Source organism: Streptomyces sp. NPDC054770, from assembly GCF_053611985.1.
The window spans coordinates 54,901-68,287 of record NZ_JBSHBL010000041.1; the positions used below are offsets into that span (position 1 = coordinate 54,901).

Annotated in this window: 9 protein-coding genes and 1 other RNA gene; 3 read left to right on the top strand and 7 right to left on the bottom strand. The window is 70.6% G+C overall.

Features of this window, described 5'->3' with window-relative positions:
- Nucleotide 1: 1 nt before the first annotated feature.
- Together yicI and ACWGKQ_RS30630 are read left to right on the top strand one after the other, a co-directional pair.
- Nucleotides 2–2,260 (top strand): alpha-xylosidase, encoded by a 2,259-nt coding sequence (gene yicI / locus ACWGKQ_RS30625; protein ID WP_453295244.1) that lies wholly within the window; start codon nucleotides 2–4, stop codon nucleotides 2,258–2,260.
- Nucleotides 2,254–3,267: a LacI family DNA-binding transcriptional regulator gene (locus ACWGKQ_RS30630; RefSeq protein WP_453295245.1), complete on the top strand. Its 1,014-nt coding sequence runs from the start codon at nucleotides 2,254–2,256 to the stop codon at nucleotides 3,265–3,267. The genes yicI and ACWGKQ_RS30630 overlap by 7 nt, the downstream gene beginning before the upstream one ends.
- 78 nt (nucleotides 3,268–3,345) lie before the next feature.
- On the opposite strand, the gene ACWGKQ_RS30635 is transcribed toward ACWGKQ_RS30630, so the two are convergent.
- The 7 genes from ACWGKQ_RS30635 to ftsE all read right to left on the bottom strand — a co-directional run bounded on the left by ACWGKQ_RS30635 (nucleotide 3,346) and on the right by ftsE (nucleotide 12,862).
- The gene (locus ACWGKQ_RS30635; protein WP_453295246.1) at nucleotides 3,346–4,089 is read right to left on the bottom strand and encodes a hypothetical protein; all 744 of its coding nucleotides are present in this window, start codon (nucleotides 4,087–4,089) and stop codon (nucleotides 3,346–3,348) included.
- Nucleotides 4,086–8,531 carry an RICIN domain-containing protein gene (locus ACWGKQ_RS30640; RefSeq protein WP_453295247.1) on the bottom strand — a complete coding sequence of 1,482 codons (4,446 nt, stop codon included), beginning with the start codon at nucleotides 8,529–8,531 and terminating at the stop codon, nucleotides 4,086–4,088. Before ACWGKQ_RS30640 ends, ACWGKQ_RS30635 begins: the two co-directional genes overlap by 4 nt.
- A 334-nt stretch (nucleotides 8,532–8,865) precedes the next feature.
- Nucleotides 8,866–9,265: a transfer-messenger RNA gene (gene ssrA, locus ACWGKQ_RS30645) on the bottom strand.
- Between the two features lie 92 nt (nucleotides 9,266–9,357).
- The gene (smpB, locus tag ACWGKQ_RS30650) at nucleotides 9,358–9,900 is read right to left on the bottom strand and encodes an SsrA-binding protein SmpB (RefSeq protein WP_453295273.1); all 543 of its coding nucleotides are present in this window, start codon (nucleotides 9,898–9,900) and stop codon (nucleotides 9,358–9,360) included.
- Nucleotides 9,901–9,981: 81 nt separating this feature from the next.
- Nucleotides 9,982–11,151 carry a S41 family peptidase gene (locus ACWGKQ_RS30655; protein WP_453295248.1) on the bottom strand — a complete coding sequence of 390 codons (1,170 nt, stop codon included), beginning with the start codon at nucleotides 11,149–11,151 and terminating at the stop codon, nucleotides 9,982–9,984.
- Between the two features lie 68 nt (nucleotides 11,152–11,219).
- A complete protein-coding gene (gene ftsX, locus ACWGKQ_RS30660) occupies nucleotides 11,220–12,137 on the bottom strand; it encodes a permease-like cell division protein FtsX (RefSeq protein WP_217545364.1) in 918 nt (305 codons plus the stop codon).
- 35 nt (nucleotides 12,138–12,172) lie between these two features.
- The gene (gene ftsE, locus ACWGKQ_RS30665; RefSeq protein WP_059203505.1) at nucleotides 12,173–12,862 is read right to left on the bottom strand and encodes a cell division ATP-binding protein FtsE; all 690 of its coding nucleotides are present in this window, start codon (nucleotides 12,860–12,862) and stop codon (nucleotides 12,173–12,175) included.
- A gap of 257 nt (nucleotides 12,863–13,119) precedes the next feature.
- Between ftsE and ACWGKQ_RS30670 the strand changes: the two genes are divergently transcribed.
- Nucleotides 13,120–13,314: a hypothetical protein gene (locus tag ACWGKQ_RS30670; RefSeq protein ID WP_453295249.1), complete on the top strand. Its 195-nt coding sequence runs from the start codon at nucleotides 13,120–13,122 to the stop codon at nucleotides 13,312–13,314.
- Nucleotides 13,315–13,387 lie beyond the last annotated feature (73 nt).

The following is a 13,387-nucleotide window of genomic DNA, read 5'->3' on the forward strand; positions in this document are numbered from 1 at the left end:
AGTGAAGTTCACCGACGGCTACTGGCTGCTGCGCGAGGGCGTCACCGCGGCCCACCCGGTCGAGATCCTCGACGTCACGGCCGCGGAAGGCGCCCTGGAGATCCATGCGCCGACCCAGCCCATCCGCCACCGCGGCGACCTGCTGAGGGGACCGGTCGTGACGATCAGCGCGCACACACCGATGCCGAACGTCATCGGCGTCACCTTCACCCACTTCGAGGGCGAGCAGCCACGCGGCCCGCGGTTCGAGCTCCGGAAGGCCGACTTCGCGTCCCAGGTGACGTACGACGACGAGTACGCGACCCTGGTCTCCGGCTCGCTGACGTTGCGGCTGAGCCGTACGGCCCCCTGGCGGCTGGACTTCCTCGCCGGCGGCCGCACCCTGACCTCCAGCGGCCCCAAGGGCATGGGCATCATGCGGGACACCGCCACGGGCGCCCACTACCTGCGCGAACAGCTGGGCCTGAAGGTCGGCACCTCGGTCTACGGCCTCGGCGAACGCTTCGGCCCGCTCGTCAAGAACGGCCAGGTCGTGGACATCTGGAACGCCGACGGCGGCACCGCCACCGAACAGGCCTACAAGAACGCCCCCTTCTACCTCACGGACGCGGGCTACGGCGTCTTCGTCGACCACCCGGGGAAGGTGTCGTTCGAGGTCGGCTCGGAGGCGGTGTCCAGGGTCCAGTTCAGCGTCGAGTCGCAGCAGTTGACGTACTACGTCATCCACGGCCCCACCCCGAAGGACATCCTGCGCACCTACACGGCCCTGACCGGCCGCCCGGCGCTGCCGCCCGCCTGGTCCTTCGGGCTCTGGCTGTCCACCTCCTTCACGACCTCGTACGACGAGAAGACGGTGACGTCCTTCATCGAGGGCATGCGGGAGCGTGAACTGCCGCTGTCCGTCTTCCACTTCGACTGCTTCTGGATGCGGGAGTTCAACTGGTGCGACTTCCGGTGGGATCCGCGGGTGTTCCCGGACCCGGAGGGGATGCTGGGGCGGCTGCACGAGCGCGGGCTGCGGGTGTGCGTGTGGATCAACCCGTACATCGCCCAGCGGTCGCCGCTGTTCGCCGAGGGGAAGGCGCTGGGGCACCTGCTGCGGCGACCGGACGGCAGCGTGTGGCAGTGGGACCTGTGGCAGCCGGGGATGGCACTGGTGGACTTCACGTCCCCGGCGGCCCGTGACTGGTACGCGGGCAAGCTGGCGGCGCTGCTCGACCAGGGGGTCGACTGCTTCAAGACCGACTTCGGGGAGCGCGTCCCGGTGGACGTGGCCTGGTCCGACGGCTCGGACCCCGAGCGGATGCACAACTACTACACCTACCTCTACAACCGGACCGTCTTCGAGGTGCTGCGCAAGCACCGGGGGGAGGAGGAAGCGGTCGTGTTCGCGCGGTCGGCGACGACCGGGAGCCAGAAGTTCCCGGTGCACTGGGGCGGGGACTGCGAGGCGACCTACGAGTCGATGGCCGAGTCGCTGCGCGGCGGGCTCTCGCTGGGCCTGTCCGGCTTCGGCTACTGGAGCCACGACATCGGCGGCTTCGAGGGCACCCCGACGCCGGCGCTGTTCAAGCGGTGGCTGGCCTTCGGGCTGCTGTCCTCGCACAGCAGGCTGCACGGGTCGTCGTCGTACCGGGTGCCGTGGCTGTTCGACGAGGAGTCGGTGGACGTGCTGCGGCACTTCACGCGGCTGAAGCTGAGCCTGATGCCCTACCTGTACGAGGCCGCGCGGACCGCCTCGGCGGAGGGGGTGCCGGTGATGCGGGCGATGGTGCTGGAGTTCCCGGAGGATCCGGGGTGTGCGCATCTGGAGCGGCAGTACATGTTGGGGGCGGATCTGCTGGTGGCGCCGGTGTTCGAGGACGAGGGATATGTGACATATTACTGTCCCGCCGGCACCTGGACCCACTTCCTGACCGGCCACCAAGTCACCGGCCCCCGCTGGGTCCGCGAGCAGCACGGCTTCCTCGGCGTCCCGCTCCTGGTCCGCCCCGGGGCCGTGATCCCGGTCGGCGCGGTGGCGGACCGCCCCGACTACGACCACGCCGACGGGGTGACTCTGCACGCCTTCGGCCTCGGTCGCGGTGACCGGGTCACGGTCCCGGTCGGGGACGTCACCTTCACCGTCGTACGCGAAGGGGACACCCTGCGGGCCTCGTGCAGTGATCCGGCGGCGGCCTGGAACCTGACGGCCGGCGAGCGGACGGCACACGCCCGGGCCGGGACCGGGTTCCTCTCGCTGGAGCTGGGCCGATGGTGAAGATCACGGACGTGGCGCGGCACGCCGGGGTCTCCCCCAGCACGGTGTCCTACGCGCTCAGCGGCAAGCGCCCGATCTCGGACGAGACCCGGCGCCGGATCGAGGCGTCCATCCGCGAGCTGGGCTACCGCCCGCACGCCGGCGCCCGCGCCCTGGCCAGCAGCCGCTCCAACGTCCTCGCCCTGGTGATCCCGCTGCGCGCCGGCATCCACGTCCCGGTGGTCATGCAGTTCGCGGTGTCGGTGGTGACGGCGGCCCGCCGCCACGACCACGACGTGCTCCTCCTCACCCAGGAGGAGGGCGAGGAGGGCCTGCACCGGGTCGCCGACACGGCGCTGGTGGACGCCCTGATCGTGATGGACGTCCAGCTCCACGACCCCCGGCTGCCGCTGCTGCGCGCACTGGAACGGCCGTCGGTACTGATCGGTTTCCCGGCCGCCACCGAGGGCCTGACCTGCGTCGACCTGGACTTCCGGGCGGCCGGTGAGCTGTGCGTGGAGCGGCTCGCGGGGCTGGGGCACCGGGTGGTGGCGCTGGTCGGCTCGCCGCCGGAGGTGTACGTCCGGGAGACGGCGTTCGCCCAGCGGGTCGTCCAGGGCTTCACGACCGCCGCCGACCGCAACGGCATGGCGTCCGCCGTCCACCCCTGCGAGGCCACACCGGCGGCGGCGCGCCGGGTCGCCGAGCAACTGCTGCGTGAACAGCCTGCGTTGACGGGGGTCGTCGTCCACAATGAGGCGGTCCTGGAACCCCTCGTCGACGCCTTCGAGCAACTCGGCCTCCGCGTCCCCACCGACCTGTCGCTCACCGCGATCTGCCCGGACGAACTGGCCGCGGGGCTGCGCGTCCCGGTGACGTCCGTGCCCCTGCCGGCCGCCGAACTCGGCGAACGGGCGACGGAGTTGCTGATGCGCAAGCTCGGCGGCGACCCGGACGTACCCGAGGCGACGCTGCTCGCACCCCGGCTGACGGAGCGGGCGAGCACGGCACCGCGCGAGGCACCCTGACCGCACACACGAAACGGCGTTCCGCCCCGGGAGCCACCCCGGAGCGGAACGCCGTTGGTGCGGAACCGGATCCGCGGGCTACACCTGCCGGTCCCCTTGCCAGGTGACCGACGTCATTGTGGTCAGGCCGCCGTGTGCCACGCCCTTGTAGGTCACTCTGCGGGCGGGGCCGGACTCATGGGCGACGCGTTTCGTCAGTTCCGCGCCCTCGTGGAACAGCCGCTGCCACTCGTCCTCGTACTTGGCCTCGTCCCGGTCCCGCAGATACAGGTTCAGGGTGGTGTCGATGGCCTTCGCCCAGGTGTACAGATCGGCGACGAGGCCGTCGGACAGGGCCAGTCCGGCGGCGGGGTCGTCGGGGAAGAAGTCCCCGAAGCCGTCGGCGCGCAGCGGACCGTACTGGTACTCGCCCTCCACCGTGAGGTCGAGCGGATGCGGCGGGGTGCCGTGTTCGTCGTGCTCCCAGTGCAGGCGGTCACAGCCCCAGCACAGCCATTTCGCCGTCCGGTGCCGCTCGTCCCAGTAGCGCACCGACCACTCCGGCCCGAGCCGCCTGGCCAGCCGCCGGGCGGTCGCCAGCCCCCGCTCGACGTGCTTGCGCAGAGCGGGGCGGGAGCCGGAACCCTCCGGCGGGCGGGACAGCGACCAGGAGCGCAGCTCGTCCGCCAGGTCCGCCGGGAGGGCCAGCCGGTCGTCGTCCAGCGGGACCGCGCGGGTGAATGCGCCGAGGTCGTCGTGGGCCGCCCGGTCCTCCGGCTCGTACAGCGGAGACGGCTCGCCCCGCGCCTGCACGAGCAGGCTCCGTGGTTCTTCGGACGTCATGCGATGTTCGCTCCGATCACGTATCCGTTGTCGCCCACGCTAACGGCGACCCGCTGGGTCCTGCCGTTGAAGACGACCTCGAAGATCGGCCGGCCGGCCCCCTGGGTGCCGACCCTCGTGCCCTCGGTCAGGGCCTTGCTCACGAGCGCCGGGATGTCCTCGATCCGGACGCCTGCGGCGGCGAACTCTCCGGCGTGCCGGAAGATGATGTGGGTCAGGCCCGCGTTGACGTTGCCCTTCTCCAGCCAGGCGAGGTTCACCCCGGGCTTGGCGTACTCGATCACCCAGATGGTCTCCGCCTTCTTGTACTTCACACCCGCCTGGTCGAGCCGGGCCAGCAGCTTGGGGTCGAGGGTGCCCCGGGCGATCTTGGCCCGTTCCGCCACGCCCTTCGCGATGCGCAGCGCGAGTCCCGCCTCGCTGGAGGCGTCGGCGAGCGCCTGGGCGGCACCGGACTCACCGTAGATCTTCTTCAGGTCCGCGAGGACCTCCGCGGCCTTCTCCCCGGTCTTGATGGCCTCCTCGACCCGGGCGGCGAGCTTGACCCCCTCGGCGAGCTTCTCGGCCATCGAGGGCGGGACGGCCATCGCGGCGGCCCAGGCGCAGCTGGACTTGTCGCCGTGGTAGCACCTGGCGACGTCGCCCAGCACGATCTCGTACAGGACCGCGCCGGCCTTGTCCCCGAAGAGGTTCTGCCAGCCGATGCGGGTGATGTCACCGAAGCTGAAGTGGTGCGTCCACTCGTTCTTCTGGTCCTTGAGCGTCACCGTCTTGAGGAAGATCCAGTCCGCCTTGGGGCAGCCTGCCTCGGTGGCGGGGACGTCGGGGTCGGCGCAGTAGTAGTAGCTGGCCGTGACGTTCAGGTGCAGCTCGTACGTCACCGTGCAGCCCTGGGGTACGTAGTCGCACTCGTTGAGCTGCTTGCCCGGCGCCGCCTCGGTGACCTTCTCGATGACGTAGAAGACACCGTCGATTCCGGTTCCGGAACCGGTCGAGACCGTCTGGTTGGCCTGCTCGCGCTCGGCTGCGTCGGCCGCCTGCTGGGCCGAGTCGGCGTACTTCTGGGCGTCCTTGGCCGCCTCCTCGGCCGCGGTGGCCTCGGCGTCGGCGCGGTCGGCCGCGGCGCGGGCGTCCTTCGCCGACTGCTCGGCCTCGGCGGCCGCCGTACGGGCCGCGTCCGCGTCCAGGGCCGCCTGGTCGGCGGAGTCCCGGGCGTCCTTGGCGTAGCCCTCGGCGTTGCCGGCCGCCCGGTCGGCGGCCGCCGCGTCCGCGGTGGCCTGCTGGTCGTACTCGATGGTGCGCGCCAGTGACTTCTGCGCGTCCGCCGCGTACTGCGCCGCCTCGGAGGCGTAACCCAGCGCCTCCTTCGACGACTTGCGGGCGTCCGCCGCGTGACCGGCCGCCTCGGCGGCGATCGTGTACGCGGCCTTCGCGTCGCCGGTCGCCGCGTTCGCGAGGCTCTGTGCCTGCTCGGCGTTCTTCTGCGCGTTGGCGGCGTGCGCCTCGGCGACGGCCTGCTGCTGCTCGGCGATCGTCTTCGACGACTGGCCCGCCAGGACGGCGAGCCCGGCCGCGGAGTCGGTGTCCACGTAGGGCGAGCCGAGCTGGATCGCGTCGTTGGCCGGCGCGGCGACCTGCTGCGCGGAGGCTCCGGCGGCCTCGGCCGCCTGTGCGGTCGTGTACGCGTGACCGGCCGCGTCGGCCGCGCCCGCGACCGCCTTGGCGGCCTCGGCCTTGGCCGCGTCGGCCTGCTTCCTGGAGTCGGCCGCGTGCTGCTCGGCCTCGTCGGCCAGCTTGACCGCGGTACGGGCCGCGGCGGCCGAGTCCTGGGAGGCCTTGATGGCGTCGGCCGCCGCGCTGGTCGCGGTGCGCACCGCCGCGTCGGCCTTCAGCTTGGCCGCCTGGGCGTCGTCCGCGTCGGAACGGGCCCGCTTCGCCGCCGCCTCGGCACGGGTGGCCGCGGCGTCGGCGTCGGCCGCGGCCTGGCCCGCCGCGTCGGCCTCGGTGCGGGCCGAACCCGCCGCCGTCTCCGCGTCGTCGGCCGCCCGGTCCGCGTCGTCCGCCGCCGCCCGGGAATCGGTCGCGGCGTCGTCCGAGTCGTGCGCGTCGGCGTAGGCGTCCTTGGCGTCGGCCTTCGCGCGGGCCGCGTTCGCCTTGCTCTGCGCGTCCCACGCGTCGTCCGACTTGCCCTTGGCACGGTCCCGCGCGGCCTCCGCGTCCTGGCGCTTGGCACGGGCGGTGGACTCGGCGGTGTCCGCCCGGCCCTTGGCCTCGGCGGCGGTCTTCGCGTACCCCTCGGCGTTGGCCTTGTGCTGCGCGGCCTCGGCCTGCTTGGCCGCGGCGGTCTCCTTCTCCGCCTTCGCCGTCTGCTCCTCGGCCTCGGCGGAGAGCCGCTTGGCGTGTGCGGTGGCGGCGGCCGCCTTCGCGTCGGCCTCCGCCTGCTGGGTCTCGCCGAGCTTCGCCTTCGCCGTGTCGCGCGCGGCCTTGGCGGTCTGCGCCTGTACGGCGGCTGCGTCGGCGGCGGCCTTCGCCTGTGCGTTGGCCTCCTGGGCGGCGGCCGTACGGAACGCGGCCTTCGACTGCGCGGCCTGCGTCACCGCGCGGGCGGCGATGGTGGCGCTGTCCCCGGCGGCCGCCTTGGTCGCCGCGTAGGCGGTGTCGCCGGCCTTGGACAGGGCGTCGAGGGCGGCGGCCGACGCCTTGGTGACCTGGGCCTTCTGCTGCCCGACGAGCAGGCCCCGGCCGCGCGGGGCGCCGGCCTGGTCGGCGACGGCGTAGGCGGCCTGGGTGGCGGTGTCCGTGTCGGTGGCGGCCTTCTTCGCCGCGGTCACCTGCGTCTTGAGCAGGTCGAGCTGGGTCTTCGCGGCGGTCTGGGCGTCGGTGACGCCCTTCTTCGCCTTGTCGAACTGGGCCTTGGTCGGATAGTCCAGCTTGTCGGTGCCGTTGTGGCCGGAGGGGGCGAAGTCGAACTTCTGCGGGTCGGTGCCCTTGCAGTCCCACATCCGGGTGTCACGGCCGTTGTCGTAGGTCGCGAGGTCCAGGCAGTTGCCGGTGGCGGGGTTGTACAGGCGGCTGGTCGCGTGGGTGCCGTACTCCCACTTCTGGGCGGTGCTCTTGGTGTTGCAGGTGGCGATCTGCACCACGGTGCCGTTCGCGGCGGCGCCGCCCTTCACCTCCAGGCACTTGCCGGAGTTGACGTTGACCAGCGCGTCGCCGCTGATCGCCCACTTCTGCCCGACCGAGCCGTTGCAGGTGTAGATCTGCACCGGCGTGCCGCTGTCCTTCTTGCCGCCGCCCACTTCGAGGCACTTGTCGGCGGCGCCGTGCGCGTGCACGATCATCGGGCTGTCGCCGATCCAGCCGGGGCCGCCGGCGGACCAGTAGTCCTGCCAGCGGGCGAGGCGGTCGGCGATCCACGACTGGCCGAGCAGTTCGCCCAGCGCCTTGGAGCCGGTGGCGAGGGCCTTGGTGGCGTCGCGGTTCGCGTTGAGGATCCGGTCGCGCTGGGTGCTCTGGGCGGCGATCTCCCGCTGCCACTCGGCGGACGCGTCCGCGACCTCCTTGCCGAGGACCCGGTCCGGGTCGACGGGGCCGCGCCAGTCGCAGGAGGCGAACCGGGTCTTCAGGTCCTCCACGGCGATCCGGTACTCGACGCTGCCCGGCTCGGGCGCGGTGCGCGGGAAACCGCCAAAGGAGAGGAAGACACGGGCGTCGTCGGTGCCCGTCGGCTGCATGGACGAGTTCACCAGGCCGTCCCACGCCTGGTGTTCGGCGTACGCCTGCTGCCACTGCGGGCCGGGGAGCGAGGGGTCCGGGTCACCGCCGTAGAGCGGGGTGCCGAGGTCCTTGACCGCCTTGAGCGCGGCGGCGTCGGCCTTCGGGGTCGGATCTTCGTAGAAGTCGTCCTCCGCCTTCCAGAACTGGGCCTGGATCCACTGGCTCAGGCCGGTCTGGGCGAAGAAGCTCGGGCCGGTGCCGGTGGTCCCCGGCGGCCAGTGGAACCCGGTCTCGGTGAATCCGGCCGGGGTGCTCAGGCCGTCGAGCGGCTTCTTCCACACGTCGACGTACGCGTCGAGGGCGTCGCCCGCCTTGTCGGCGGTGTCCTTGTCCTTGTCGTACGCCGTCGACAGCGGCGTGGTGTTCCAGTACTCGCGGTTCGCCGCGGTGTGCAGCTTGTCCGGGGTCTGGTCGAGCCCGTCCTGGGCGGTGCCGAACATGGCCGCGCCGCCCGTGCGCAGCACCTCCGTCATCAGGCACTGGTCCTGGCGGAGCTGCTCGGCGGCCTTGGCGTCGAAGCCGTCGTAACTGTCGGCCACCGGGCTGAAGTCGGCGGCCCGGTCGTGGGACAGGTCCGGGCGGCCGGCGACCGTGGCGAGGACGGCGAGGGCGAGCACGGAGGGGACGAGTCGTCTGAGACGGCCGGCTTTCCGCGCAGCGGGCATGACAAGCCCGGGTCTGGAACGCAAGAGGACACCCCGTTTTCCATGAGGAGGGCAGACGGGGGCCCGGCTCGAAGAGGTGACGTGTGCCGTGGCGGCGGTCGGACCCGCCTGCCCCTCCCCATGGCGACGACGTTCCCCCGGTCGCTGATGGTCGTGCGCGGCGGCGGAGTGGTCGGCTCGGCCCGGCGCGCGCACTGGACTTTAGTAAACTTATGCGATGTCTGTGAAGAGTTTTTGACCGGCCGGGGTCAATCTTCACAAGAGCGCGCCGTGACCCCGCACACACGACGAGGGCCCGGTGGTCTGTGACCACCGGGCCCTCGCAACATGGAGACTGTGGAGATGGCGGGAATCGAACCCGCGTCCAACGGTGCGGAACCAGGGCTTCTCCGTGTGCAGTTCGCTGTGCTTTTCTCGGCCCCGGCAATCACGCGAACAAGTCGCCGACGGGCCCAGTCACTGTTAGATTTCCCTCTTCACCCCGTGACCGGGATCAAGGTTTAGTCCCCTAGCTGATGCCAGGATCCGGGTCGGGAACAGCCCCGGGCTGACACTCCCGTATAGGAGGCTCGCTGTCGCTACCTGAGATCAGGCAGCGAGGGCGAAGGCCTGCTGGGAGGAATCGCGCTTGGAAGTGGCGATTATTTTTTTCGGCCTGTGGTTTACGAGATCATGGCCGCTTTCTCGACACGCTTCCCCTGCCTCGACATCCGCTGTCGAAACCGATCATCCCCATGTTGATTTTTCAATCTGCACACCGGCTTCCCCCGGTGTTGGTGCCATCGTACGTGACCAACGCACGCCGGTGCCACTACATTCCCGTGGCCTACGCGTCGCGCTGCCGACGCTTCGCGGCCGCGATGGCGCGCCCCGCCTCCCGGCGGTCCTGCTGCTCGCGCAGGGTCTGCCGCTTGTCGTACTCCTTCTTGCCCCGGGCGAGCGCGATCTCCGCCTTGGCGCGGCCGTCCTTGAAGTAGATGGCGAGCGGCACGATCGTGTGACCGGTCTCCTGGGACTTGACCTCCAGCTTGTCGATCTCCTCCCGGTGCAGCAGCAGCTTGCGCTTGCGGCGCACCGAGTGGTTGGTCCAGGTGCCCTGGCTGTACTCGGGAATGTGGGCGTTGTGCAGCCACGCCTCGTTCCCGTCGATCTGCACGAAGCCGTCGGTCAGCGAGGTGCGGCCCTGCCGCAGCGACTTCACCTCGGTGCCGGACAGGACGATGCCGGCCTCGTAGGTGTCGATGATCGCGTAGTCGTGCCGCGCCTTCTTGTTCTGCGCGACGATCTTGCGCTTGCCGCCCTTCTCGCCGTCCCTGGCTTTGGCGGCCGTCCCCTGCTGCTTCTGCTGGGACTCTTTCGGTACGTACATTCCCTTGGCCATAGTGCTCTCCATTTTCGCACTACGGACGGGGTGCGGGGGAAGCGGTTAAAGGGCTTCCCGTGACGCTTCCTACGAAGGGTCCCCGAGGCCGCTCAGCACCGTCTCCGCCCGCTCCAGCGCCCCGGCGGACACCTCCAGGTCGGGAGTGATGCCCCGGCCGTCGACGGTGTGGCCGGAGGGGGTGCGGTAGTGGCCTACGGTGAGCTCGGCGACCGAGCCGTCGGGGAGGCGGGTCGGCATCTGGATGGAGCCCTTGCCGAAGGTGCGGGAGCCGAGGACGACCGCGCGGCCGCGGTCCTGGAGGGCGCCGGTGAGCATCTCGGCCGCGCTCATCGTGCCGCCGTCGACGAGCGCGACCAGGGGTCTCACGGTGTCGCCGCCGGGCTCGGCGTGCAGGGAGCGCTGGACGCCGTCGACGTCATAGGTGGCGACCAGGCCGCCGTCGAGGAAGGCGGAGGCGGCGGTGACCGCCTCGCTGACCAGCCCGCCGGAGTTGCCGCGCAGGTCGAGGACGATGCCGGCGTCGGCCGGGGCCTGCCGTACGGCGGTGCGCACGAGCTCCCCGGAGCCCTTGGTGAAAGCGGAGATCCTGATGACGGTGATGCCGTCGGTCAGTTTGCGGACGGTCACCGAGTCCGTCGACAGCAGTGCCCGGTGCAGGGTCTCGTCCCACGCGCGCGTGCCGCGCTGGAGGCCGAGGGTGACGGTCGTACCGGCGCGGGCGTCGGTGGCGTCACCGCGCAGTAATGAGACGACGTCGGTGACGGGCCGCCCGTCGACGTCCTCCCCGTCCACGCTGCGCAGCCGGTCGCCCTTCCTGATCCCGGCCTCGGCCGCGGGCGAGCCGGCCTGCACCTTGGTCACGTCGATCCGCCCGTCCGCCGCCCGCCGGGCCCACAACCCCACGCCCGTGTACTGGCCGTCGAGCGCTTCCTCGAACTCCTGGTACTCGCCCTCGGAGTAGACCGCGGCCCACCGGTCCCCGCTGCGGCTGACGGCCCGCTCCGCCGCCTCCATGGGGGACTTGCCGTCGGCCATGGCCTCGGCGGCGGCCTTCGCGACATCCTCGTGCCCGGCGGCCGCACGAGCGGCTCCGGCGGGCGTCTTCCGGTCGGACTGCCCGGGGTCGGGGAACGCCCCGGTGGCCGCCCCGGTCACCAACAGCCCTGCGAACACCAACGTCAGAGCCGCCCCCCGGCGAACCCGGCGGGGCTGACAGAACAGCTCTCGGCCTGACATGCCGGTGAGTCTAGGACAAGGCAAGAGGGCCGTACGGGCTGTTGCCCGTACGGCCCTCTTGGCGTGCGTCACACCTTCAGGTACTTGCGCAGCGCGAAGAACGCGGCAAGCGCGGGCATCAGGAGGCTCGTTGCGAGGATGAGCGGGAGCTTGGTCAGCACCGCGTCCCAGCCGATGAAATTGATCAAGTTCAGCTTGTGGGACAGGTCCAGGCCGTGATCGATGATGAAGTACCGGGCGATCACCAGGAATCCGCAGGCGACCGTGCCGCCGATCAGGCCGGCGACGGCGGCCTCCGCGATGAACGGGGCCTGGATGTAGAAGCCGGAGGCGCCGACCAGGCGCATGATGCCGGTCTCCCGCCGACGGCTGAACGCGGAGACGCGCACCGTGTTGACGATCAGCATCAGGGCGACCACCAGCATCAGGGCCATGACCATGCGGGCAGCCCAGTTCATGCCGTTGAGCAGGCCGAAGAGGTTGTCGAGGATGCCCTTCTGGTCCTGGACCGACTGGACCCCGTCACGGCCGTCGAAGGCCGTCGCGACGACCTGGTACTTCTCCGGGTCCTTGAGCTTGATCCGGTACGACTCCTGCATCTGGTCCGGCGTGAGGGAGTCGGCCAGCGGCGAGTCGCCGAACTGCTGCTTGTAGTGCTTGTAGGCCTCGTCCTGCGACTCGTAGGTGACCTTCTCGACCACCGACATCTTGCCCAGGTCGGCCTGGATCTGCTTCTTCTGGTCGTCGGTCACCGCGCCCTTGGCGCAGTTGGGGTCCGACTCGGCGTCGCTCTTGTTGCAGAGGAAGATCGAGACGTTGACCTTGTCGTACCAGTAGCCCTTCATGGTGTTGACCTGGTCGCTCATCAGGAGCGAGCCACCGAAGAGCGCCAGGGACAGGGCGACCGAGACGACGACCGCGAAGGTCATCGTCAGATTGCGGCGGAGACCGACTCCGATCTCCGACATTACGAACGAGGCGCGCATGGCGTCGGGTTATGCCTTTCCGTGGACGGTCGCGGTCAGTGCTGGTAGCCGTAGACGCCTCGGGCCTGGTCCCGGACGAGGCGGCCCTTCTCCAGCTCGATGACGCGCTTGCGCATCTGGTCCACGATGTTCTGGTCGTGGGTGGCCATCACCACGGTGGTGCCGGTGCGGTTGATGCGGTCCAGCAGCTTCATGATGCCGACCGAGGTCTGCGGGTCGAGGTTGCCCGTGGGCTCGTCCGCGATCAGCAGCTTGGGCCGGTTCACGAAGGCGCGCGCGATGGCCACCCGCTGCTGCTCACCACCGGAGAGCTCACCGGGCCTGCGGTCCTCCTTGCCGCCGAGCCCGACGAGGTCGAGCACCTGCGGCACGGACTTGCGGATCTCGCCCTTGGACTTGCCGATGACCTCCTGGGCGAAGGCCACGTTCTCGGCGACCGTCTTGTTGGGCAGCAGGCGGAAGTCCTGGAAGACCGTCCCGAGCTGGCGGCGCATCTGCGGCACCTTCCAGTTGGAGAGACGGGCGAGGTCCTTGCCGAGGACGTGCACCTGGCCGTGGCTGCACCGCTCCTCGCGGAGGATCAGCCGCAGGAAAGTGGACTTTCCGGAGCCGGAGGATCCCACCAGGAAGACGAACTCACCCTTCTCCACTTCCAGGGAGACATCCCTGAGTGCGGGGTGGGTCTGCTTGGGGTAGACCTTGGAGACATTGTCGAATCGGATCACGGATGCACCACGGGTCGCCGGGGGTAGATGAGCGTGACCATACGCGAGTCGGGTGAGGAAGCGCAGGCGCCGGTCACGGTTGGGTGAGGCTTGTGCGCTTTTGTTCCGGGGCAGTCTCTCCGGAGCACCCGGGAGTACCGGGGCGAGGTCTACGGACGGCCGCGCTCTTTCCGGGGGAACCTGGCACAGTGGGAGGGGAACGTTCTCGTTCCGCGGAGCGTTGTGTAGACGATGGCCGGTGCAAGGAGGGCGAGCGCATGACGTACGACCGGTTGGTGTGCGCGAACTGCGCGGCGCCCGTGAGCGAGGGCCGGTGCCCTGTGTGCCGTGCCAACCGCGAGCGTCTTCAGCAGGAGAATTTCCTCGGCGGTCTGAACCCGATGGCGCTGATCGGGCTGCTCGCGGTGCTGATCGCCACGGTGGCGCTGCTGGCGGCGCACCAGACCGCGTAACGAAGCTCACACAAGCAACGCAAGGGCCCGGAGCAGCTGCTCCGGGCCCTTCGCCGTGCGTTGCACATACGCT